The sequence below is a fragment of the Candidatus Uabimicrobium amorphum genome, assembly GCF_009002475.1.
In the GTDB taxonomy this organism is placed as follows: domain Bacteria; phylum Planctomycetota; class Uabimicrobiia; order Uabimicrobiales; family Uabimicrobiaceae; genus Uabimicrobium; species Uabimicrobium amorphum.
Map to the genome: position 1 here is coordinate 7177069 of NZ_AP019860.1, position 25316 is coordinate 7202384.

Consider the following 25316-nt stretch of genomic DNA (forward strand, 5'->3'; position numbering starts at 1 on the left):
ACACTAGGTCCGCCCCTACATTTACCCAAAAATAGTTAAAGCTGCCAGAGCTTTATATTTCAGGTAACGATCACGAGGATTGTCGTAGTGAGAAAGTTGGTGTAGGTACTGGCGAAAATTCACCTCTTTCCCTTTTCTCGTCGAAATTGTGTGTGTTTTAGACAATTTCGCAAGCTGAATCCAGTTGAGATTTCTTATGTACTTTTTTCCTTCACAGTTTACATAAATGATGGAAAAAGGTATTTGCTCTCTGAGCCATGCGGTATTCTCAATCAAGTAGTCAACAATTGCTCCATGATCTAGCTGGTTTTTGTAGAGTTTTTCCTTCAAACTCTCCTCTACAATCGTATGATGACTGCTCACCACTATGATTTTTCCACGTAGTTTTTTCACCCATCTGTGGAATAGTGGAAGATCTCTCTTTTTGGCTAATTTATAAAATTTTTTGTTAATTAGCGCAATTCGCCGTCCGTCTCCGATCGTATCCAGCACTGCATTTCTCAACCAGTAATACGCTGTGGACTTTGCCACCTGGAAATATTCTTGTATAAGTTTTATGTCGATAGTTTTGTGTATTGTGTCCATTATATTTCCCTTATAACAATGGTTTGTTATAATCTAATTGTAAAAAAATTCGCTGTTGTTTCTTTCGTTCTTATGATTATAACAATGGTTTGTTATAATTTCAATGCAAAAAAAACTTTTTTTACAATTTTAAAAAGTTATTGCAGCATCGTACCGCTGCAATAACCTCTTTTGAGTCGTATTATTCTACAACTTGTACTTGCTCAGCTTGAGGACCTTTTGGGCCGCGAGATTCGAGAAAATCTACTTTTTGACCTTCATGAAGAGTTCTGAATCCATCACCGTTAATGCTTGAATAGTGAACAAACAAGTCGTCACCTTGCTCTCTTTGGATGAATCCGTAGCCTTTACTCTCGTTAAACCATTTTACTGTGCCTGATTGCTTTTCTGACATAAGAATTGCCTTAATAAAAAACTTAAATTTACTTACTAACATAGGTACTTTCAGTAAGTCAATGTAACTTTGGTGAGTATGGGATGAGCGTTTAGATCTTATAGAGGAATTTCATAAATCTTGTAGCAAAGTTTGTGATACGAGGCAATATAACAAGAGATAATTCGGATTTTTGCGAATATGATTTAATAATGTATGGTTACACTATTATGAAAATTCAGATTTTTGTAACGCTTACTTCTTTGTTTATGAAAAACAGATGTATACTCAATCTTGAGAACTATTGACACTACAGAAAAAGTTATTACATATGTTAACTCTACAACATGAAAGTGAAATTGCAAGTGGAAAAATTTTTTTTATAAATAATTTTTCGTTTGGCACGAATAAGGGAAGTGTTTGGGCTGGAAGTGTTTAAAGTTATTGTAGTCTTCACTACAATAACTTTTTTTGAACTCAATTAGAGCATGAACTAGCTAGTAACTTGCACTTGTTCTGCTTGAGGACCTTTTGGTCCGCGAGACTCGGTAAACTCTACTTGTTGTCCTTCATGAAGGGTTTTAAATCCATCACCGCAAATGCTTGAATAATGGACGAACAAATCGTCACCTTGTTCTCTTTGGATGAATCCGTAGCCTTTGCTCTCGTTAAACCATTTTACTGTACCTGTTTGTTTATCTGACATAAGTACAACCTTAATAAAAATTGGAAATAAATTATATTTTAGTAAGTCAATATAATTTTTGAGTATGGGTGGAGCGTTTGATCTTTATAAAAAGATTTCATATATTTTGTGTAAAGGTTGTGTATATGGAGCAATGTGATAAAGAAATAGCTCGGATTTTTGTTTTGTTGCTGATATTATGAAACTATATACTCAGATTTTGCTAACGCTTGCTTTGTTTTTTGTAAAACGTAATACTCAATTTCGAAAATTATTGACACTGTAGAAAATATTATTATATAAAGTAACTTTTTTACATGCAAGTCAAATCTGCGATATTTTAGAGTCGGAGTTGAAAATTGAAAAAACTAGTATGGATTTTTATGATTCTTTGTTGTAGTTGTTGTCGTATGCCTACGTTTGGCAATGTTGTCACCGACACTCCTAAAATGAATTGGTTTACCAAACCTTCCTCTCAATTTACAGTGAAACATATTACCAACATTATTTTTGATAACGATGAGAATAATGAAATTGATTTAATTGGTTATTTAATGGTCAAAAATGATAATTTTCGCTTATTGGGAATGAACGAAATTGGTATCACACTTTTTGATATATACCACGAAATTAATAAACCACTTACGACAGTAAAAACATTTCGTGATTTAGAAAAATACGATGTTTTACAAAATATTGCGGCAGATATCCGCTTGTTATTTCTTTCCCCTTTCGATAGTGCGAACAAAATATTTACCGATGACAAAAAAAACACCACATATGTAAAAAACAATGACGATGGTTCGTGGATCGCTTGGAAAATAAGCTCCACAGGAGTTCCACAACAAATTACTGTGGGCAAGTGCTCGGATACGATAAAAGAAATTCGTTTTCAGTTGGGCGATGGGCCTTTCTTTGAAAAAGCATTTATTTCTTATCCGGGAATTACTGTAGAGTTAGAAATACTCCAGGTCGAATCGCGCGACATCCCTGACGAAAAATTTGTCCCCGGAGAAGTTAAAACATGAATCGAGTAGTTATTACTGGTGTGGGAGTTATTAACAGCATTGCCAATGATTTTTCACAACTCTTGCCGGCTCTTCGCGCCTGTAAACGCAATATCGGAAGCGTTAGTTTATTTCCGACTACGGCCACTTACCCCGTTGCTGAAGTCAAAAATTTTATGTCCCCTTCCGGCTATCGTACCTTAGATTTAGCGGAAAACGCTTGTGAGGAAGCGATAAAAGACAGTGGCATAGATCCATATGCTTTTGTCTTTAGTACCTCAACGATTGGTATGCCAGAATTGGAAGAAGATTTTCTGTTGCGCCATGAAGGAGGTACACAGAATTTCAATTATAACGACGCGCTTTCCGTGGGAGAATTTGCCAATAAATTGGCACGAAAATATAATATACAAGGCACAACGACTTCATTTTCTACCGCATGCTCTTCAAGTGCCAATGCCATAGGCTATGCTTTTCTACAAGTGCAAAGCGGCATTTGCGACTCTGCACTTGCCGGAGGAGCTGATGCGCTGTGTCGTTTGACATACTATGGTTTTCAAAGCCTAAAGGTGATGTCTCCTGTACCATGTACACCTTTCGATGTAAACCGTCAAGGAATGAATCTTGGTGAAGGGGCGGCTTTTGTTGTTTTAGAGACACTGGAAAATGCGCAAAGGCGTGGTGCAAAAATTTATGCGGAAGTCATGGGTGTCGGAATGAGTGCCGATGGACATCACATGAGTTCCCCCGATCCTGAAGGCAGTGGTGCATCACTGGCGATGAATCGCGCGATGAAAAATGCGCGTATCACGGTGCAAGAAATTTCCTATGTGAGCGCTCATGGTACGGGAACTATATTAAATGATCACACCGAGAGTATTGCCATTAATAAAGTTTTTCAAGAGCACACTAGGAATATATACGTGAATAGTTTAAAATCTTATGTAGGTCATACCCTGGGAGCCGCAGGGGCCATGGCGATTGCCATCACCATTTGTAGTATGAAACATGGATATATTCCCCCGACATTGGGACTACGCGAACGCGACCAAGCATGTTCGTTGCGCATGGTACCACAAGAGGGAGTTGATGTAGAAGTTCCTTACGCAATGATCAATGCCTTTGCATTTGGCGGAAACAACACGAGTCTTGTCTTGGGGAAAATGTAATGCATCACACAAAAATATCCATAGTAAACAATGAAATTATTGCTCCTAGTGGTGAAAATTATGCCGCATTTACCGAACGTTTTTTCGCCCAAAGCCTCCAGGGAAGCACGGAACGTAGTTTACAATTTTTCAATGAAGAATACGCGCAACACATAAAAAAAATCGACAATGTCGATACATCAATGATTCCTTCGCGACTAAAGCGACGCATGAGTTTTTTAACACAAATGATGATTTCTTGCGCCACGAAATGTTTACAAGATTGCGCGTATGATCGCGAAAATTTAGGTGTCATCATCGCCACAGGTTGGGGAGAACTCGAAACCACAGAAAAACTTCTCATGGGAATCATTGAAGGGGGAGACGTAGCCTTATCTCCCACACAATTTCACAACAGTGTTCACAATACCGCGGCGGGTTATTTAGGTATCATGTTGAAAGTGAAAGGCCCTACGTTGACAATTAGTCAAGAAAACCATTCATTAGAAGCCGCTTTGGCAGCGGGACATTTATTGATAAATAGTCAACAAACACAGCATGCTCTCGTGGGCGGCGTCGACACATATTTTCGCTTTTCAGTTCTCGATCCGCATAATGAGAAATACCCTCATACTTTTGGTTGTGGGGCTTCGAGTTTCCTACTTTCACGCGACTGCGACCATGGACCGTATCTTGAAATAATTTCGTTAGCAGATACATTAAAAACTGTCGCATATGCCTCGCAGTTAGCCAATAAACTTCGCGATGTTCACATAGACATGTTGTGGTTAAGTGGCGTTTCTACTCCGCAACCATTCTTGCAAAAGCTCTCTACGCAAGTAAATGTAATAAACAACGCAAAAAATCCATATTACCCTACAGACAGTGGTATGGAAATAACCGCAATACTTGCAACACTACAACGTGGTGAATTACCTGATAAGATCGAAGGCTATAACATACAAGGCTCTTCAGGGAAAATACGCCACGCACTATATGTAAAAGAAACACAAGGTATTTATAAATCGTTTATGATATGGGTTTAAAAAAATGGAAGAGAAAAAAAACGCTCTCATCACAGGGGGAAGTAAGGGTATCGGTCGCGCGATTAGTATTGAATTGGCGATGAGTGGTTATCATGTCATGGTCAATTATCACAGCGACGATGACGCAGCGAATACCACAAAAGAAATGATCGAAGAGAAAGGTGGTAGTGCCACATTGTTGAAGTTCAACGTGGCAAACCATGACGAAGTGCAACAGCATCTATTACCTATCTTTGAAGAACAAAAACAGGGAATTGAAGTTCTTGTCAACAATGCTGGTATTATTCGCGACAACTCTATTGTGTGGATGAGCAAAGACAATTGGGATGATGTCATACGCACCAACCTTGACGCGTTCTTTTATGTCTCTAAAATCGTCAGTAAGCGCATGGTAAAACAAAAATATGGACGAATTATTTCTATTGCGTCGACCTCAGGCCAAGCAGGTATGCGTGGTCAAGTAAACTACAGCGCCTCCAAAGGGGGAATTATCGCCGCCACAAAATCGTTGGCGATAGAACTTGCTTCGCGGAAAATCACCGCAAATGTCGTTGCACCAGGTTTTATCGATACCGAAATGGTGCAGCATGTGGATCAAGAAAAAGTGCTTCCTCATATACCGATGAAAAGAATCGGTACTCCTGAAGAAGTGGCAGCAGTCGTAGGTTTTCTAGCTTCGGCAAAAAGTAGCTATATTACCGGGCAAGTTATCGCGGTCAATGGCGGAATGTACATGTAAGGAATCACAATGCGTTGGACACCTTATCAACAAGAAAAGTTAAACTCAGATATAGATGTAATTATTGTCGGCTCGGGGATTAGTGGCCTAACTGCGGCGGGTGTTCTTGCCAAAGAGGGAAAAAAAGTCGTCGTTTTGGAGAAACACTACGAAATAGGAGGATTCACCCACACTTTTAAACGTCGTGGATACGAGTGGAACACCGGTCTACATTACATCGGTCAAGTACAAAACCCCGAAAGCACCATGCGCCAAATATTCGACTATTTGAGTGATTTTAAATTAAAATGGGCACATATGGGTGAGGTGTACGATCGCTTATTTTTCCCCGATAGATCTTACTGTTTTTACTCTGACCCACAAAAATTTCAAAATAGCCTTTGCGTCGATTTTCCGGAAGAGCAGACAGCGATAGAGACCTACATACACGATATTGTGGGTGGCTCTGCGTGTCGTTCTAATTTTTTTGTGCAAAAAATAATACCTGGTCCCCTTGCTAAATTAACATATCCTCTTCTCACGCGAAAGTTCCTGCAATTTTCGAAGAATACTACGTATGAACATCTGGAAAAACTTACCGACAACCAAGAATTGATTGCAGTTCTCACCGGACAGTGGGGAAATTATGGTCTTCCGCCAAAACAAAGTAGTTTTGGCATCCACGCACTTGTGGCGAGTCATTACCTGGACAATGGAGGATCATACCCCATCGGAGGAAGCCGTAGAATAGCAGAGACGATCGTTGAAAATATTGAAAATCACGGTGGACAAGTATTTTCCAAAGCCGGCGTCGAAAGTTTTCTTACCGAAGGAAAAAAAGTCACTGGTGTGCAACTGGAAAACGGCGATAAAATTTTTGCGCCGCTTGTCATCAGTGGCATAGGTGCTGTCAATACATTCAGCAAAGTCCCAGGGCTAAAATTTGATCTTAAAGAAAAATTGCAAGGATTGACACCTTCCTGCGGCTATATGGATTTATTCATCGGTTTGAAGGGCACACCCCAATCCTTGGGACTACCCAAAAACAACTACTGGATATACCCCGGCTATGATCACGACGACAATGTCACCAAATATTTACAAGATCACAAATCGGAATTTCCGATTGTTTATATTTCATTTCCTTCGGCGAAAGATCCCGAATGGACGCAGCGCTACCCAGATAAATCCACTATCGAAATTATTACCCTGGCGTCTTATGACTGGTTCAAAAAATGGGAAGATGCGCCGTGGCGAAAACGCGGTGAGGATTATATGGATTTCAAAGAATATTTTAGTAAACGTTTACTGGAAAAACTTTACGAACACTTTCCTCATCTGCGCGACAAAGTCGACTACTACGAATTATCTACCCCTCTATCTACAAAACATTTCACGAGTTATAGTCGTGGTGAGATGTATGGACTGAACCATACGCCACAACGTTTTGCACTCAAATGGCTGCGTCCGCAAACCCCTATTAAAAATTTATTCATTACCGGACAAGACGTCGTAACAAACGGCGTTGCGGGTGCCTTGTTTTCCGGAATGTTAACAACCTGCGCTATTATGCGAAAAAATATGATAACGCACATTCAAAAAGAAATTGCGAAAGAGAACGAAAATGAATAACCTAGCTTATATTGACTGGGCGATCCTCGCTGCATACGCCGTGACAATAGTTGTCATTGGTGTCGTGAGTGGCCGCAAGGAAAAAAATACCGAAGACTATTTCCTCGGAGGGCGCAGTATGCCGTGGTGGGCGGTCATGGTTTCGATTTACGCCACATCACTCTCCGCATTGACTTTTATCGGAGTACCTGGTGCTGCCTATGCCGGAGATTTTTACTATTTACAATTAGGGGTAGGCGACCTGTGTGGAAAGCTCGTCATTTGTTTTTTACTACTCACAGCTTATTATCGTTCGCAAGTAACCACAGTGTACGAATTGCTAGGAGAGCGGTTTGGTCCACGAACACGCGACGCGGGAACGGGATTTTTTCTCGTAGGACGTATCCTGGCCAGCGGTGTTCGTCTCGCAGGCTGTGCGATTGCTATTCACGTGGTTTTTGAAGTACCCGTGCATACCGCCATATGGGCCATCGCTGCTGTTGCTGTTGTTTACACGTTTGCCGGAGGAATTAAGGCGGTAATATGGACAGATATGATACAGTTTTTTCTGTTTATGGCCGCTGCGGCCATCGCTCTTACCACCATCATTTCATCTCTACCAGAAGGCTTTTCACAATTTTGGAATATCGCGTCTGCCGAAGGTAAGTTTAAAGTATTTCACGATACCCTGGATAGCGCTAGTCCCAATTACTGGTTAGACCTATCCAACCCCAAAGCGTTTCTCGCCGGATTTTTATTTGGTTGTTTTACGGGAATTGCCGCTCTTGGAACAGACCAAGACTTAGTGCAGCGCATGTTAACTTGTAAAAACGTCAAAGAAAGTCAACGTGCTTTGATCTTAACCGGGATATTAAATTTTCCGATCACACTTCTATTCCTAAGTGTGGGAACCGCAGTATTTGTATACTATCAAATTACTCCGGATACACAAGTCGCGGCATACGAAGCGGCAAAACAAACCGACTACATATTCCCCCACTTCATCAAAACGGTTCTTGCCCCTGGTATGCGTGGTATTCTCATTGCCGGACTTTTTGCGGCAGCAATGTCGTCTTTAGACTCGGCGCTCAATGCTCTTGCATCCACCGCATATGTTGACATCTATAAGCGTTACATAAATCCTCATGATAAAGACGATGCAAATTCTGTGGCCATTTCGCGTATCTATGTAGCGTTATTTGCCCTAATACTCGCTTCTGTGGCTTCGTTATTTAGTCAAGTGGACTCGATCCTGTGGTTTGGTTTCCGCATATTTGGCTACCTGTACGGCGCATTGTTGGCGGTATTTCTCCTTGCGGTAATGTCCAAAAGACGTTTTTGGGACACCGGGAATTTAATCGCGATGCTCACCAGCGTTGTTGTTGTTATCTGGCTTACCTCGAAAAATATTCCAGGGACAAGTATCGAATTGTGGAGCAGCAAACCTCTAGCATGGCAATGGGCTCTTCCCGCTGGTACCATCTGGACCGTAGTAGTTGCGCTACTCTTCTCCAAAAAAGAAAGTGAGCAAAATGAATAAAACGCCAATGCTAATTGGATTGCCTGGGACTCATTTGACGGCAGATGACAAAGAGCGTCTACAACGTATCAATCCATGGGGGGTTATCTTATTTGCGCGCAACTATGAAAATACTCCGCAAATAAAAGCGCTTATTTGCGAAATAAAGAAGCTTATTGGTGAAGACACGGAAATTGCACTTGACCACGAAGGTGGACGTGTGGTGCGTTTTCCGGAAGCTCTTCCCGAGCTTCCCGCGCCACGCCTTTTTGGCGAAGAAAACAATCCCGAGAAGATGTACGAATACAGCTTGCGTGCAGCAAAAGCGTTACAAGACTGGGGCATTACTTTTAACCTTGCCCCAGTTGTCGATCTATTTATGCAAACTTCACATCAGCGTATGTATGATAGATGTTTCGGAGGAGATCCTCAGTTGGTGGCGACGATGGCCAATGCTTTTATTAAGGGAATGCATGACGGAGGTGTCAAAGCCACGGCCAAGCATTTTCCAGGTATTGGTCCTGCGGCACACGACACTCACGAACGTGGCACAGTCATCGAAATGACCAAAGAAGAAATGGACAAGAAAATGTGGTATCCCTTCCGCGAAGCAATAGCGGCAGGTGTAGATGCGGTCATGGTGACTCACGGAACATATACACATATTGATCCCGATTTTCCAGCAACGTTGTCGCGTAAAGTAATCACCGATGTACTGCGCAATGAACTGGGGTTTAAAGGTCTTATATTGTCTGATGATCTAGAAATGGGTGCAATTGAGAAGCATTACGACATCGAGGAAGCGGTAGAAAAATCAATGGCAGGTGGTTGTGATATCGCATGTATTTGTTTGCATGTGGAAAATCAGGACCGCGGGTTTGAAACCATACGAAAAATTTCGACATAAGTTAGGATTTTTTTGATGAAGATAGACAATGAACAACTCGATGTCTTACGCCGCGAGAGAGATCGCTATATTTTACAGCACAAATGGCGCAAAGCGCTCAGTGTGATTGAAAAGATGATCGCTATTCAACCGAGCGCTTCGTGTTATACAAGATGTGCGATGATCTTGACCAAACTACGCAATTACGATGCTGCTAAAAAATCTTTGCAACAAGCCCTTGACCTGAACGCCGACTATGAAAAAGCAAAGTTGCTCTTCGCCAAACTCAACGAAAAATCAATACGCCTCGAAAAGGCAAAAACAAAATCGCATAGTTGGGACAAAGAGGATGTGTATAAAAAGTGGGAAAAACTGCAAGAGGTGTCACCACAACAAGACACCGATAAGTCGTTTACCATGGGAATGTCTTTAAATTCTTCACCGGATGCCGACTTTACATCAGAAAAAACCATTCTCTATACACAAAATCAACAAAATGATGACTTTACACTAGGCGGTGGCCAAAGCAAAAGTAGTGGTAACAGCTACCCGCGCATCGAGCATTGCGCTATCGACAAAAAAATCAACAGCGGCGGTATGGGGGTTATTTACCGAGGAATTCAGACAAATTTACAACGCGAAATAGCGCTGAAGGGCATCCAACCGCAAATGGCCAAGCACGACCACCAAAAAGATAAATTTATTTCCGAAGCAATGGTCACCGCCTATCTCGACCACCCCAATATCATTCCTGTATACGAAATGGGAGTGGGAAACGACGACGAATTGCTCCTAACCATGAAATTGATCAACGGCAGTTCGTGGCACGAATTACTGCATCCTTTTACGCGTAGCCAACGTGAAAAGGCCGATGAATATGATTTGATCGCGCACTTAGAAATTTTACAAAATGTGTGCAATGCCATGGCTTTTGCACACAACAAAGGTATTGTCCACAATGATCTCAAACCTGCGAATATTATGGTGGGGGAATTTGGCGAAGTGTTTGTCATGGACTGGGGGATTGCCGTAGATATCAGCGAACCACCGCAAGAGAACCGCAGAGCTTTGCACTGTAAGGAAGTCAAATTTCCCATGGGAACACCGAGCTATATGCCTCCAGAATTAGCGCGCGGCAAGGGGAAGAAAATCGGTCCGTGGACCGATGTGTATTTACTCGGTGGAATTCTATACGAAATTCTCATGGGCAAATCTCCACACAAGGCAAAAAGTTTGAAGGAATCCATTCACTTATCGTGCAACGATATGCCTGCTTTCGATGACAATATTCCCGATGAAATTCGCGAGGTCTGTGAAAAAGCATTGCAAAAAGACATTGGTGATCGTTACCAAAGTATTAACGCTTTTAAAAAGGCACTGCAAGACTTTTTACAACACCGCGAAAGTGTGATCATCACGCAGCAATCGCAAGAATTATTAGAACGCTGCGAAAAAAATATCCGCGAGTCACAACTTGCCAAAACACCGAATATCGAACGCAATAGGGTTTATGATGACTTTGCCAAAGCTCTCGCCGGTTTTCAACAAGCGATGAAATTGTGGGGAAATAACAAGGACGCTGCTCGCGGGCAATTCGCTGCGCGTTTTGCTTACGCCACTGCGGCACTACAAAATAGAGATCTGGGGCTAGCTGAAGCGCAGGCACGCGAAATTGAAGACCCCGCAAAAAAACAACCACTCATACAAGAAATTGCCATTGCCAAAGAAAAAACATTGCGTTCGTTGCGCATGGCAAAGGTATTGCGTCGTTCTTTGATTGTTGCGGTGTTGGTGATTATCTCCACCTTAACTTCAGGAATCTGGTTAATTAATAAAAGCCACAATAAAACAATACAAGAGCGTGAGCGCACCGAAAGTGCTCGCCGAACAGCAATTGCACGTGCACAAGAAATAGAAAAACAAAAAGACATCAATACAACACAACGCGATCGCGCACTAGTTAACTTAGCGAATATTGCAATGCGCAGAGCACAGGAGAGTTTAGATGACGCACAAGAAACGGGAAATTCAGCGCACTATGCTCATTGTGGTGTTTATGCGGGATTGGCATTTGAGTATTTGCACAATGTTCCGGGAGAACAACTTCTCAAGGACAAAAGTCAAGAGTTGATACGCCGCGCTTTAATTCATACACCAGCTATTTGGCAAACTCCTTATATCTACAAGTGGACTCCTACAGCTCTTGCGTATAGCAGCGACGGAAAATATTTGTTTTCCGGGGCAGAAGACAATACCTTACGTATGTGGGATGTACAAACAGGAAAACAATTGCGCATTTTTGATGGGCATTCACAAGGGGTTACCGCAGTACTTTTTATCGATGACAAGCATCTCATATCGGCATCTAGAGATAAAACCATTCGCATTTGGGATATACAGGAAAAACAAGCCACAGGCGTTTTAGAGGGACACAGCGCAGAAGTGACAGGCCTTGCCTACGAGAACAATCGACTTGTTTCTACGGACAAAAATAAAAGTATTCGCATATGGAACTTGCAGCAAAAAAAACTCATACGCGTTTTTGAACAACATGAATTTGCCATTACTACGCTTGCGACAATGGGAGATGCCATTGCCGTAAATCAACAAAACGATATTTATTTGTGGAACATGCGTAGTGGAAAGCGGCGCATTCTCAAAGGCCACGAAAAACCAATTACCAAATTAATCCGTATTAATGAACATACAATTGCTTCCGCCTCCCAAGACCACAGCATTCGTATTTGGAATAAAGATAGTGACAGCGTAGTTTTACAGGGGCATAAAGACATCGTAAACGATATAGATTACCTGAGCAATCACCAACAAATCGTTTCGTTATCTGCTGACAAAACGATTTGTTTTTGGGACATCCAAACACAAAAATTGTTACGCACGCTGCCCACGAAAACATTTTCACTGATAAAGGTAAATCCCAATGGCCGCACGTTTGTTTCTGTTGGTAAAGGTACACATCAAAAAATACAACTGTGGAGTACATCTTTAAAAGAAAGTATCACCCGAAGTGACTACCAAATAGGAAGTGTCGAACAAGTTACCTTTTCTCCTAATGGTAAAATAATCGCTACTTCTAGCGGACACACCATTTGTATTTGGGATAGAACTTCAGGGGAAAAAATGACTACGTTTACCAATGAAAAGCGAGTGCGTACTCTAAAATTTGATCCACGTGGTCGCTATTTAATCTCTTCCTCAGGACAAAACCTATGTCTTTGGGACATAAAAACTGGGGAGAAGCAGCAAGAGCTATCAGGAAAACAGGGAATCATTTTATCGGTGGATTGTAGTCGTGATGGCGAAACGATCGTTGCTTGTTCTATAACAGGCCATTGTGGCATTTGGAATCTGCAAAATCCGAAAGAGTACAAAAAAATCACAGCGCATAGTGCTGCGGTGATTGGCGTGGAGTTATTGTCCAAAAATGTTTTTGCTACCGCTTCGTATGATAAGAAGATTAAAGTATGGGATATTCACAAAGAGAAACCGCTTCGTGTCCTCAAAGGGCATACAAATTTAATATATGGTCTTTCTTACAATCGCAAACGCGGTATACTTGCCTCGGCCGCTATTGACCGCACTATTCGCATTTGGAATCCAAAAACAGGAAAAGAGATCAAAACTCTTTTCATTGATAAAATGGCATCGGATATTGATTTTTCACCTTCGGGAAAAAACATTGCTTTTGGTTGCTACGGGTACGATAATTCTATCAAAGTTTACGATGTTGACTTAGGAAAAAAAATACACACCTTTGAAGGGCATCAAGAAGAAGTACACAGTGTACGCTATAGTGAGGACGGAAAAATGTTGGCTTCCTGTTCTGGTGACCACACTCTCAGATTATGGCGTGTTAGCGATAAGAAAAAATTTCGTCTTTTAGAAGGGCATAATAATAGTATTGCCCACATGTCACACTTTTCCAACAGAATCATTTCCGTAGGTGTGGATCAAAAAATTATCCACTGGAACGCAGATACGGGAAAGATATTGCAAACATTTGCGCAAAAAGAGTTGATGATTTCGACGAGCTGTAGCAATGACGAATCAATGCTTGCCGCGATCTCCATCAACGGCACCGTAATGATTTGGGATATCGCTAGCGGCAAAAAAATTCGCCATTTACGCAATAAAAATTGGAACTTTCACAGCGTGATTTTTTCTCCGGATGACAAAAAGTTATTGTTGACAACTTACAACCCCGCTGTCATTCAAGTTGTCGAAATCAAAACAGGCAAGGTACAAAAGACGTTATCCAAACATAAAAATCGTATATCGCATATGACCTTTAACAAAGACGGCACCCTTCTCATTTCTGCAGACAACTCCGGACTCATTTGTTTGTGGCAATACACAACAGGCAAAATTCTACAAACTTTTTCCGGACATAAAAATATAGTCAATCGAGCTGTTTTTAGTCCAGATGAAAAACAAATCATCTCTGTATCCGATGATGAAACCATTCGTATATGGGATGTGGCGAGTGGTAAACAACAGCACATTTTACGTGGACACGAGGGAGCGGTAACTTCTGTCGTGTACCTATCTCAAAATGTCGTTGCTTCGGCCTCTGTCGATAAAACCATTCGCTTATGGAATTTGCATACGCAAAAGACTTCGCGTATACTGCGTGGACACAAAGATGCCGTGAGTGGTTTGGCACATATAAAAGCGACAAATACTCTTGCGTCATCATCGCTTGATGCGACCGTTCGTCTGTGGGATTTGCAAGAAGAAAAATTGGACAAAAAAAGCATCACTTCACATAACAAAAATACCGTCAAATTTTATGATACTGTCACCGGAGAGAGAATATATTTTACACGAGATATTCATATTTTTGAACACCTTCTCGATTGTTCCATATCATTTCGGCAAAAGATTCCACAGTGGTTATTTGAACTATATCTACAAAAAAAGACTCAGAAATTAACACAACGTATATTTGGTTATAAGGTCAACAAAGAACTTGCCATCGAAAGACTGAAACCATTACATCTATGGCAATACAAAATAGAGTAGGTTACAATGCATCTGATTGACAAAATAATCGAGCTTACACAACAAAAAATTCCTTTTGCTTGTATTCACATATATGAAAACAATTTACCGCAGCTTTCCTTAGGTATGTGTACTGTCATCACTCACGAAGACATTTTTTCGGTGATAGACGACGACAACATCAGCGGTTCACTAGCTCAGGCCGCACGTGACATACTAGAGGAAAATCATTCGTGCCAATTGAGCGTTTATCGAAAAAAAGAACTTATTCTCAAGGCTTTTGTCGAAGTATTTCCGCAACCACAACGATTGGTAATTTTAGGTGCTGGGCACATTGCACAACCACTTTGCGATTTAGCGAAGATTATGAATTTCGATATCTATGTTGTTGATGATCGTCCCGACTACGCCAATAGTCAGCGTTTCCCACAAGCGAAGGTCATTGTGGGAGAGTTTGCCGAAGTTCTCAATGACTTTTCGAGTTCACCACATACATATTTCGTGCTCATCACTCGTGGGCACACTTTTGATAGCGCTTGTTTAAAAATACTCGTCAACAAACCATACGCTTATATTGGTATGGTAGGTAGCCTGCGACGTCTGCAGGGGGTTTTTAAACTTATGGAACGTCAAGGTTACTCAAAATCGATTCTGGATAAGATTCACGCTCCCATTGGTTTGCCGCTGGGAGGAGACAGTCCACAAGACATTGCGCTAAGTATTATGGCGGAAATTGTGAGTGTCCGAAATCGCGGACCGCTATGGGCACAAAATTTAAAAGAAGAATTTCGCGGCTTGAAAAAAAGCCAGGTATCCAAAAAAACTCTACACTGGGACGAATAATGGCTGAAGATTTGTATAAAAATGTACAAAAATACCGCAACGCTCACCTAGATTGTGTTATAATTACCATAGTTTCCGCCAGTGGCTCTACTCCACGGAAAACAGGAGCAAAAATGGTTATTTTCCCCAATGGAAAAACAGTGGGAACCATCGGCGGCGGATGTGTTGAATCGCAAATTCGCGAGGAGGCGTTAGATGTTCTTCTACAAACGCATCAAAGTTGCACAAAAACTTGTCACTTAAACGACAAAGTTGGTGTAGAAGATGGTGATATTTGCGGAGGAACTCTCACCGTACTAATTGAATATATTGCAGGCAAAAACGAACTCTAACAAACTTGGCGCGCCCAATTTAAAATATGTATAAAACAAACAATAATCGCAAAGCCATTGCTCTTGAAGCCGCAAAAATGTTACATTCTAATAAAGAACATGACTATTATATTGCGAAAAAAAGAGCGGCACAAAATTTAGGAATAAGTTTTTTCCACAAAGAAAATGTACCGTCAAACAAAGAAGTTCGTCATCAATTGCAACGACTGAGCTATTTGTATGAAAACCCGCAGCAAACGACAAACAAATACTGTGATTTCAAAATGCTACTACAACCCTTAGAAGAAATAAAGCATAGTATTTTTCATCCTGAAGGGGATATGTTGTATCACTCGCTACAAGTATTTGAACTCGCAAAACAGTGGTATAGTTACGACGTAGAATTTTTGCAAGCGGCCCTGTTACATGATGTTGGCAAAGCCATAGATCCACAACACCATGCCGAAGTGGGAGCACATGCGTTAGAAAATTTAGTGTCAGAAAGAGTTTTTTTTCTCATTTGTCATCACACACAAGCGCAATTACTTGCCAAAGGGAAATTAGGTCACAAAGCAAAAGTGATGTTAAAACAAAGTGAGTACTTTAGCGATCTACAAGAACTAAATGAATTGAACCAACAAGGTCGTGAACCTGGCGTGGAGGTATGTAGTTTAGATGAAGCTTTGTTATTTATTGAAAATACCGAACAAGAAATAGATGAGTGGTAAAATGGATGAAAAAATAGGCAAACTCACTGCGATATACGAAACAATAGAACAGCAGGTCGATCAATTGCAGAAAAAGACCTGTGTATCCTGCATTGCCAACTGCGGTGCGTGTTGCAAACGTTTTGAACCATATATTTCGGTATTAGAAGCGGTTCCTCTGGCAAAATACTTGCGCGACAATCCACAAAAACACGAGCTATATAAAAAAAATGTCAAGCGCAACAAAGAGAAATGGTATGCTTGTCCGTTTTACGACGACGAAAAACACTGTACAGTATATCCCATTCGTCCGCTCATTTGTCGTCTTTTTGGATTTTCAGCAAATCGCGACAGGTACAACAAAGTGACATTTTCCACCTGCTCAAAAATAGAACAAGAGATGCCCGAAAAAGTCAAAGTAGCGCGTGCGCTAACGCGCAGAGGGCTTGATGTCCCTATTTATCAAGACATAGCACAACAAATACAAGAAATTGATTTCGACATGGCGACAGACTACCATCCTTTTTCGCGTAGCGTACAAATTGCTGTCGATAACTATGATAGTATCATGTCGGGAGAGTTTAACACAACCAAAACTTCGGGCAACTTTTCCGAGTTATTACGTCGCAAAATTCGCACAGGTGATTTTTTATAATGCCCATAGATTTTACTCAACTCACCTATAGCGCCATAACCGTACTTTTTAATGTTATTATTGTGGTATTTGGCGAATTTTTGTACTTGAAATGCCGCTGGCAGCACGAAAATGCGCGTAAATTTATTCACATAGGGGTATGCCACTGGTGGATTGTAACGAGTTTTTTAGTTGAGAGTCTTTACTATGCACTACTTCCCACCATATTGTTTACATTTCTCAATTACGCATCATACCGTTGGCAGCTAGTAAAAAGTATTGAGCGCCAAGGTGGCAAACAAGATTTAGGTACCGTCTATTATGCCTTGTCACTTTTTATTTTAGTGTTAATGAGCTGGGAAAATTCTTATCGACAAAACGCCGCCCTTATTGCGATTTTAATTTTGGGGTATGGAGATGGTCTCGCGGCAATTACCGGAAAAAATTGGGGGCGCATTACATTTTCCATCATGGGTAGCACCAAGAGTATTGTCGGATGCACCACAATGTTCATCGCGAGTTGTAGCGCCGCGTATATTGTACTCAGGATAATGAATCATGATCATGCAATATACCTATCCATACAGTTGGCGATTGTGGCAACCCTATTAGAAGCTTTTACTCCTAAAGGATTCGATAATTTAAGTGTGCCACTAATTACCTACGTTTTGGTTCTCTATCCACAATTTGTCCATGTGGCAATACTATCACTCTTTGCTGTGGCGATCGTTGCGTTAGCTCATCAGAAAAAATCATTGACAACAAGTGGAGCAATTGCGGCATTGATTGTTGGTAGTATAATTGCATTTTGCACACGGGAAGCAGGTCTTTGCGCATTGCTGCTATTTTTCGTTTCCTCTTCGCTCTTAAGTCATATCTGTAAAAAAGATAAGCGTGTATTTGACGAAAAATTTGCCAAAACAAGCCACCGCGATGCGTACCAAGTCTTTGCAAATGGTGGGGTAGGCGTCATTTTTGCTTTCCTATATTTTCTTTATGGCGAAAATATGTTTTTCTATGCGGTAATCGCTAGTTTTGCTGCGGCAAATGCCGATACTTGGGCAACAGAGCTAGGGGTTCTCAACAAAGGAAAGCCGCTATGCCTTCGAAAACTATCTCGCGTGCCCAAAGGTACATCGGGAGCTGTCAGCGCTATGGGGTTCGCGTATTCATTTTTGGGTGCATTGTTCGTTGCCGTACCTGCGGTATACATATATGACAATAACAATCTACAAGCAATGTTCATCATTAGCTGCGGCGGTTTATTAGGTAGTGTTGTTGATTCTCTTTGCGGAGCATTTTTACAAGCGGTGTATTGCAACGACAAGGGAGAAGAAACAGAAAAAGAACAGGAACAACTCATCAGAGGTTTTCGTTGGGTAAACAATGAGGTTGTCAATATTTTAGGGATTATTTTGGGGTCAATATTTGTTATATTACTCTTGAGGTAAATGGAATATGACAAATGCAGGGAAGATTGGTTACATAGGGTAAAATTATGGCTGTTTTAAGATTGAAAATTACAAGAGGTTTTAGCAAAGTCTTTGAAATAGATAGAAAACTTACTATTGGACGGCGCACAGGAAATGACATTGTTGTTTTAGACAAAGGAATTTCCCGCAATCATGCGTGTGTCTTTCCTGAGGGATCTGAGATCATCATTGAAGATCTCAATTCGAGTAATGGAGTTCAAGTCAATGGCGTTAAAATATCAAAACGCAAGGTTTTAGAAAATAAAGATGTGATTGTCATTGGTCACAAACAACTGGTTTTCTCCACCGAGATTATCAAAAAACTCGATGTAAAAAAACTCGCTGAAACGCTAAAACAAGATCCATATATGGATCAAATAAAAAATGTGTATTTGATACTCAATAGTACGACACCTCGTGAATTTTCTTCATTTCGAGAAATGCGTAATACAATTGGCAAAATGCAACAAATGATCAAAAGCCTCGAAAAAATAGTTACATCGGGGCAAAAAATACACGGCAAGAGCTCACAAGATATAGAAAATGCATTAGAGTTCCTCAAAAATCCAACGGTCAAGCAACAACGAAAAACCGCGGCAATGACTTTGAGCATTCGACGCTCTGACGAAGAAGTCAAATATTTGAAAAAACTGGGAAGTCAAATTGAAAGAACTTTGCATGAATACCTCATTGATGAAGTCATTATCACCAAAGAGGTGTTGTGGGATATTTTCAGTAGTTGTGGAATGACCGAAAAAGAAACCATCGCTGAACTGATCATGACGGGAAGTCTATCAGATAACTTCTTCAATTTGCTCAAAACCAGCCAAGAAGAAGCGGTAAAAGCAGGAGAAAATCCGGTAACGGATGTTCTGAGCTTCTTCGACACCATGGACGATGAAATCATGAAAGAAGACACGGTCCAGGTTGCCGGAGCGGTCGTGGGAGAAATATCCGAAATTGAAAAAAATTACATTGAAGACGGGGATACCAGATTACAAAAAACAACAAAACGCCACATGCGCGGAGAGTTTGACTTATTGACACAAATAGCTTCACATTTATTGACCAGTACCAATGTGTGCCAAGACTCTGTTCATGCATTAATGAGATTGTCGGCATATCATTTCGATGAAAGCTACATAAAAGAAACTCTGGAAGTGATTGGTAATGCCTTCTGTTGTCCGGACCACTTTGCAGGATACGATGAATTACAAGACGATCTCAAAAAGATCGATTTGGATATCGAAAATATCAAAGTAAAATTGCCGAGCAAGAGTGATGAAGATCTTTTCGAACTCTCGGAAAAAGTGAAGAGCCGTCTACTAGGACTATTTGTGAAATACCCTCATTTGGAGGAGTATGTGCCTTATACGGAATAAATTTGGGGAGCGGGATTTGGTGCAATACGTATAGAAATATGCTAGTAGTTGGTACCACAGGTTCGGTGCAATACGTATAGAAATATGTTAGTAGTTGGTGCCCCCACAATCGGCGATAGCCGGCGGGAGGGCATCGCATACCAGATAATTATTTCATCAGCATAAACGAAAATAAGCCTGCTAGTAAAATAGCAGGCTTATTTTATTATGATAAATTGTACTCTACAAACTACGCTTTATCACAGCATTTGTTTTCGCAACAAGCTGTTTCGTTTGCACACTTGCATGCATCTTTGCATTCTTCACTGCAAGTACAACTGCCATCGCTGTCACATTTTCCACCACAGCAAGTTTTTGCACAATCACATGCATTCTTGCATTCTTCTTTGCAAGTACAACTACCATCACTGTCGCATTTTCCACCGCAACATTCTTTTGCTTCTTTGCAGCATTCTTTTGCACACTTGCATGCGTCCTTGCATTCATCTTTGCAAGTACAACTGCCGTCACTGTCACATTTTCCGCCGCAACATTCTTTCGCTTCTTTGCAGCATTCTTTTGCACACTTGCATGCGTCCTTGCATTCATCTTTGCAAGTACAACTGCCGTCACTGTCACATTTTCCGCCGCAGCATTCTTTCGCTTCTTTGCAGCATTCTTTTGCACACTTGCATGCGTCCTTGCATTCATCTTTGCAAGTACAACTGCCATCACTGTCACATTTTCCGCCGCAGCATTCTTTCGCTTCTTTGCAGCACTCTTTTGCACACTTGCATGCGTCTTTGCATTCTTCTTTGCAAGTACAACTGCCATCGCTGTCACATTTGCCATCACAGCAAGATTTTGATTCAAGGTTACACTCATCTTTACAACACTGTTGTTCACAAGAGCAAACGTTTTCGGCACATTGACCTTCACAACAATTATCGGCAAAAGCCAAAGGGGAAAATACAACAACGGCAACGATTAAAGTTAATGTAATGATATTTTTCATTTTTGATTCTCCGAATGATATTTATAAATTTGTTTTTAATAGAAAATTACCCATAAGCCAAATAATGAGTAACGCAAATATAAATTCATTTGGATTTTAGCAGAGAAGAATACAGGATTGCTTTAGCAAATCTTTCGGTGGAAGTAGTGATTTTTCTTTGGTTTGAGCGCTTTTTCTAATGGTTAGAAAGGCGATTTTGTCGGTAATGTTATACGACGGAGATTCTTCGTTTTCGAAGCTAGTATAGTACATGTTGTCGGTGTTGGTGTCGGAACATGTGCAGCACTGTTGTGAGTCGTTTTCTGTTTCACAGCAGTTGGCATTGGGGTCTGTGTCGTGGTGATGTGAATTATCAGCATCAGTATTGGTCTCATGACAGCATGAGCTTGTCGTACCGCAGTTTTGCGATAGATTTTTTAGCTCTATACAGCACGGTGTTATTTGTTGTGCTCCCACAACCAACAACATAATGATAATACTATATACTTTAAATCGCAACATTCGTAAACTCCAAATTACATAAAATAGCTTCATTGACAAAAGTTTACGATGCCGCGAAATCAATTTCAAGTTTTTTTTAATAAAAACTTTCCACATTTGCATTTATGTAAATCATCAAATTCTCTTTTTTGCGGTGTGCAGAAAAGGATTTGTCATTTTGTAAATCGTATGGATTATGGAAGCCAGCAAGAAATACAGTGTGATTATATGGCACGCTAATTTTTGTCTCAATGGTCTGTAATTTTTGATTTGGCACAGCAATTTCACCATTGGCAATAGGAAACGTCGGAATTGGTTTCGCAATCGAAGCCACTTTTACCGTAAGATTATAATCGATCTTGCATTTTTGCTCGCGAATTTCGGGTTGGATTTTTAACGAAACTCCTTCAAACATGCGTCCGACAATATCTCCATCATTATTCGTACCGGCGAGAAAATCTGTTTTCGTCACGTTTGTGATGTTTCTTGATTCTAGTTGATGCAACTCCAAATCTTCTTTGTGAATCACCTGACTACTTTTCGACTCAGTTACACTCTGTAGAAAGCATGACAACTCACTGTTATTCACTGTGGCGTACAAACATAAATTGTTTGATTTTTCTTGAATAGTGTGAATAGGGGTGAAGTCAAGATTACTTTCTTTAAAAAAATTGCTGCGAAAGGCAATAAACCCATATCCAATATGCAGACGATGGCGCAAAGAAATGCGTAAGTTTTCTAAAAACGACTCAATGTGATTATGAACATGTGAGTAATGGCGAATAAACAACTTATCCTTCATTGTGGTGATCATCGTGCTGTTGTACTCATATTTTTGCAAAACTTTTTCTTTTACAATTGCCACGATTTCGCCAGGGGTATAGTAGTTGTCTTTTATCTCTTCTTGTTCAAAATTTTCGCCAAAAATTTTATATGGTTTGTCCACCGCGTCGTACTTATCGAGTACGGAACTACTGAAAACGAGGTCGGAAATATCGTATGTCTTCAAATATAGTTTGTTGCATTTGTGTTGTGCTGCGCGAATACGTAAAACGCCCTCGTTGATATTCCACTTTACTTGCTGTGGCGACAATGCAAGATACAAAAACTCTTCAATAGAGATCGTTTCAAAACCTAAGGACGACAGATGGCTTAGGTCTTGTTGTAAATACTGTTGTGCGTACCGATCTAGTTCGAGAGTAATTCCTAGTTTACTGACAATATAATCAACCGCTTTATCCAGTGTTCGCAAAGTCGTCACTAAATAGTCGACGTACAATTGATATTCTTGCAATTGTCGATATGTATCTGATTTTTGTGGGGTATTTTTAATAAAACTCATATTATTTTTTTTCATTTATTTTACTAGGGATTATTAAAAAAACGTATTTTTTATCTTTAAAATTTGTGATGAGATATTTTTGATTCGGTTTGTGCTCAAAACTAAAAAATCCACGATGTATATCAGTTTTAGGTGTTTCAATAGAGAAAGAGTAGTCATTTATATCATATGTACTCTGCTTTATATTTCTTTTGAAAATACTACTTTGTATTTCAATAAAGTGCTGTGTGTCATCGATAAAAATATTTGCCAACTTAATCGCTGTTCCCTCGGGAACACTTCTTACCTTTGCCGCAGGAGGTTTGCCCTCTTCAAGATGAATTCCCTCCCAAAAGGTCTTCAAATGGTAATCCGCGGTTTCAATAATTTGCGTATTACTACATACCACAGGGGAAAACTGCGTAAGTATTTGTCCATGAGTGTTCAGATTTCTCAGTATTTGCGACTTGGTGTTTTGTGACACGAACACATTGAGTGTATTTTTCGATGGCAAACTTTCCCAACCATCTGCTGTAATTTTGTCAATGTCTTCCACAAGATAAACGTATGAGTGGAAGCGCTGCAATTTATCTATATTTTTGCGTAAACCGTTGAGTAAAAACTGTACTTTTTCATGAACCTCTTCCGTACCATACACTAGCAGACGATCGCGAACAATACGAAATACCGTTTTGGACGTTTTCTCTTTGACGTACTCATTACACAAGCGCAGTATCAAACTATTGCGACTTTCATGATTTTGAAAACGCAAGATCGTCGAAACATGAAGATTGGGTACTTTTTGCCACACAGCAATGTCGTAGTATTGCGGGAAATGTTTATCGTCTTCTTTCGCAAAAAGATCTATTTCTATGTCTGGCTTTAACAAGAATTCATCCACCGCTATCTTACGGAACGAAAAAAACGCGATTAAACGATGACTTTGCAAACGCAAAACTCGTGAAGCGAGGTAATGCGAAGAAATAGGGTTTAAAAGCCCTAATAATATAAAAGACTTTTGGCCATCTATTTTAAAATCAAAGTGTGCATTTTGGTCCATAAAAAAAGGAACTTGTAGCGGTCCTGAGGTCATCGGAATTGTTTCAAATGGCCGTTTAATCGTCCGTGTCGATATATGGGCATCGATTTGCTCTTTTTCATAATCCATCTTGAACAAAAAGCGCAAACCTTCTTGGTAAACGTTGAAATCAATCTTCTTATTGATATATTCTTTGACCAAAGGGACTTCAAAAGTCTTTTTCAAGGCGATTTCATTGCGTTGTAAAAAAACGACTTCTGGAAAAAAATTGAGATAAATTCCCTGGTCGTAACACTGCGAAATGAGTTCTTTGATGTTATTGGTGTCAAGTCGCGCGTAAAAGCACCCTTTTTCCGCAGAGAAAAAGTTCAAATTTAAATTACGAATCTCTTTTTGCAAAATAGCACCATTGCCACTTGCCACCACCACACTTGCATAATACAAATGTTTTTTCTTGGTGAGCGACTGTAGAATTTTTTCAATCTGCAAATGAAAAGCTTCGTTGTGGCGTACCAGCAAATTTCCATTGATAAAATTAATGGCATTTGCCAAAGAAGCCTGGTTGACAAACGGTAGCTCATTTTTCACTAGTAACAAAAAGTTATTTTTCAACGTGTAATCGTTGACCGTGCGGTCTTTCCCCAGTATTTCAGAGAAGTCATACAGGATATCCTTGAAGTTTTCCTCGTTGTCTTCGGTAATTTGTTCCTCAAGACCCTTTAACCACTTGTACTCAGAATCTTCACGAGAAAAAAGTTTATCCTGAACCGTGATCAATTTTTTCTCGACTTCTTGTAAAAGAGCAATCGCCTGTTCGTTTTCCAAATGAAAGGACAATGATTTCTTCAGTGTTTCTTTTGCATACTGTAATTGGTTGTCTTTAAAATAGTCTTCGGCGATATTGTAAAGAGTGGTCGAGATGAGTTTCTTTTCTTCCAAAGGGTCATCGACTGTTTCACTTTTGCTTTTTTCTTTCGCCGCAGCCAATTCCTGCTTTAGTTTTTCCAAACGCCGCCGCGTTTGAATACTAAGTTGCCGTTCAGTAATTTGAAACACCCGACGCATGTGAGAAAATTTATCTAGAATTTCCCCGTAGAACTCACGTGCTTTCTCGTCCGCCCCCATTTTTTCGTGACAAAGAGCAAGACGTAATAAACAACGAGACTTCAAGTCATCACCAATTTCCGGCGCATCAATAATCTTTTCGTAAATTTCAATGGCACTTTGCAAATCGCCATGCACCTCTTCCGCAAAGATTCCCTTCTCATAGTCAATTTCCAACGATGAGTCATCAGCGAACAATAAGGCGCAAGATAAAATCATATATATAATAATGTAGTAGGGCTTTGTCATGAAAATTGCCTTGTTCAAGTGTTGAATTTGGGATTAGTTTTAGATTTTGCAACATTGACGTAAATCAAAGTGTTGCTTGAAATTGTAAATTTGATGAATCGTTTTTTACGAGGCCACACATTATAGAAAAAGATATGTCACAGAATTGTCACGATAATGTCATTTTTTCGTCATACTTTAAAG

21 protein-coding genes are annotated in these 25316 nt (G+C 40.3%); 14 read left to right on the forward strand and 7 right to left on the reverse strand.

Going from position 1 to position 25316, the window contains the following annotated elements; translation table 11 throughout:
• Positions 1–21: 21 nt before the first annotated feature.
• The 3 genes from UABAM_RS25145 to UABAM_RS25155 form a co-directional block, all read right to left on the reverse strand.
• Positions 22–585 (reverse strand): hypothetical protein, encoded by a 564-nt coding sequence (locus UABAM_RS25145; RefSeq protein ID WP_151970756.1) that lies wholly within the window; start codon positions 583–585, stop codon positions 22–24.
• 181 nt (positions 586–766) lie between these two features.
• Positions 767–979 (reverse strand): cold-shock protein, encoded by a 213-nt coding sequence (locus UABAM_RS25150; RefSeq protein ID WP_151970757.1) that lies wholly within the window; start codon positions 977–979, stop codon positions 767–769.
• Positions 980–1451: 472 nt separating this feature from the next.
• Complete coding sequence (locus UABAM_RS25155) at positions 1452–1664, reverse strand: cold-shock protein (RefSeq protein WP_151970758.1); 213 nt, start codon at positions 1662–1664, stop codon at positions 1452–1454.
• Positions 1665–2002: 338 nt separating this feature from the next.
• Between UABAM_RS25155 and UABAM_RS25160 the strand changes: the two genes are divergently transcribed.
• From UABAM_RS25160 to UABAM_RS25225, 14 genes are read left to right on the forward strand one after another with little or no spacing between them, the layout of a single operon-like run.
• A complete protein-coding gene (locus tag UABAM_RS25160) occupies positions 2003–2671 on the forward strand; it encodes a hypothetical protein (RefSeq protein ID WP_151970759.1) in 669 nt (222 codons plus the stop codon).
• Positions 2668–3819 (forward strand): beta-ketoacyl-[acyl-carrier-protein] synthase family protein, encoded by a 1152-nt coding sequence (locus tag UABAM_RS25165; protein ID WP_151970760.1) that lies wholly within the window; start codon positions 2668–2670, stop codon positions 3817–3819. Before UABAM_RS25160 ends, UABAM_RS25165 begins: the two co-directional genes overlap by 4 nt.
• A complete protein-coding gene (locus UABAM_RS25170) occupies positions 3819–4844 on the forward strand; it encodes a beta-ketoacyl synthase chain length factor (protein ID WP_151970761.1) in 1026 nt (341 codons plus the stop codon). The genes UABAM_RS25165 and UABAM_RS25170 overlap by 1 nt, the downstream gene beginning before the upstream one ends.
• A gap of 4 nt (positions 4845–4848) precedes the next feature.
• Complete coding sequence (gene fabG, locus UABAM_RS25175; RefSeq protein WP_151970762.1) at positions 4849–5583, forward strand: 3-oxoacyl-ACP reductase FabG; 735 nt, start codon at positions 4849–4851, stop codon at positions 5581–5583.
• A 9-nt stretch (positions 5584–5592) separates the two neighbouring features.
• Complete coding sequence (locus UABAM_RS25180; RefSeq protein ID WP_151970763.1) at positions 5593–7194, forward strand: phytoene desaturase family protein; 1602 nt, start codon at positions 5593–5595, stop codon at positions 7192–7194.
• Positions 7187–8713 (forward strand): sodium:solute symporter, encoded by a 1527-nt coding sequence (locus UABAM_RS25185; RefSeq protein ID WP_151970764.1) that lies wholly within the window; start codon positions 7187–7189, stop codon positions 8711–8713. The genes UABAM_RS25180 and UABAM_RS25185 overlap by 8 nt, the downstream gene beginning before the upstream one ends.
• The gene (nagZ, locus tag UABAM_RS25190; RefSeq protein WP_151970765.1) at positions 8706–9599 is read left to right on the forward strand and encodes a beta-N-acetylhexosaminidase; all 894 of its coding nucleotides are present in this window, start codon (positions 8706–8708) and stop codon (positions 9597–9599) included. The genes UABAM_RS25185 and nagZ overlap by 8 nt, the downstream gene beginning before the upstream one ends.
• 15 nt (positions 9600–9614) lie before the next feature.
• Positions 9615–14618 (forward strand): serine/threonine-protein kinase, encoded by a 5004-nt coding sequence (locus tag UABAM_RS25195; RefSeq protein WP_151970766.1) that lies wholly within the window; start codon positions 9615–9617, stop codon positions 14616–14618.
• A gap of 6 nt (positions 14619–14624) precedes the next feature.
• A complete protein-coding gene (locus UABAM_RS25200; RefSeq protein WP_151970767.1) occupies positions 14625–15440 on the forward strand; it encodes an XdhC family protein in 816 nt (271 codons plus the stop codon).
• The gene (locus tag UABAM_RS25205; protein ID WP_173013568.1) at positions 15440–15772 is read left to right on the forward strand and encodes an XdhC family protein; all 333 of its coding nucleotides are present in this window, start codon (positions 15440–15442) and stop codon (positions 15770–15772) included. The genes UABAM_RS25200 and UABAM_RS25205 overlap by 1 nt, the downstream gene beginning before the upstream one ends.
• Positions 15773–15798: 26 nt before the next feature.
• Positions 15799–16479: an HD domain-containing protein gene (locus tag UABAM_RS25210; RefSeq protein WP_151970769.1), complete on the forward strand. Its 681-nt coding sequence runs from the start codon at positions 15799–15801 to the stop codon at positions 16477–16479.
• 1 nt (position 16480) lies between these two features.
• Positions 16481–17113, forward strand: coding sequence for a YkgJ family cysteine cluster protein (locus tag UABAM_RS25215; protein WP_173013569.1), 633 nt, complete (start codon positions 16481–16483; stop codon positions 17111–17113).
• Positions 17113–18543 (forward strand): DUF92 domain-containing protein, encoded by a 1431-nt coding sequence (locus UABAM_RS25220; RefSeq protein ID WP_151970771.1) that lies wholly within the window; start codon positions 17113–17115, stop codon positions 18541–18543. Before UABAM_RS25215 ends, UABAM_RS25220 begins: the two co-directional genes overlap by 1 nt.
• Positions 18544–18590: 47 nt before the next feature.
• On the forward strand, positions 18591–19946 hold the full coding sequence (locus UABAM_RS25225; RefSeq protein ID WP_151970772.1) for an FHA domain-containing protein: 1356 nt from the start codon (positions 18591–18593) through the stop codon (positions 19944–19946).
• Between the two features lie 222 nt (positions 19947–20168).
• Here the strand turns inward: UABAM_RS25225 and UABAM_RS25230 are convergent, their stop codons facing one another.
• The 4 genes from UABAM_RS25230 to UABAM_RS25245 all read right to left on the reverse strand — a co-directional run bounded on the left by UABAM_RS25230 (position 20169) and on the right by UABAM_RS25245 (position 25133).
• Positions 20169–20852, reverse strand: coding sequence for a hypothetical protein (locus UABAM_RS25230; RefSeq protein ID WP_151970773.1), 684 nt, complete (start codon positions 20850–20852; stop codon positions 20169–20171).
• A gap of 184 nt (positions 20853–21036) precedes the next feature.
• Positions 21037–21441 carry a hypothetical protein gene (locus UABAM_RS25235; protein ID WP_151970774.1) on the reverse strand — a complete coding sequence of 135 codons (405 nt, stop codon included), beginning with the start codon at positions 21439–21441 and terminating at the stop codon, positions 21037–21039.
• Positions 21442–21517: 76 nt separating this feature from the next.
• Positions 21518–22777 (reverse strand): hypothetical protein, encoded by a 1260-nt coding sequence (locus UABAM_RS25240; RefSeq protein ID WP_151970775.1) that lies wholly within the window; start codon positions 22775–22777, stop codon positions 21518–21520.
• The gene (locus UABAM_RS25245; RefSeq protein ID WP_151970776.1) at positions 22764–25133 is read right to left on the reverse strand and encodes a tetratricopeptide repeat protein; all 2370 of its coding nucleotides are present in this window, start codon (positions 25131–25133) and stop codon (positions 22764–22766) included. The genes UABAM_RS25240 and UABAM_RS25245 overlap by 14 nt, the downstream gene beginning before the upstream one ends.
• Positions 25134–25316: the final 183 nt, after the last annotated feature.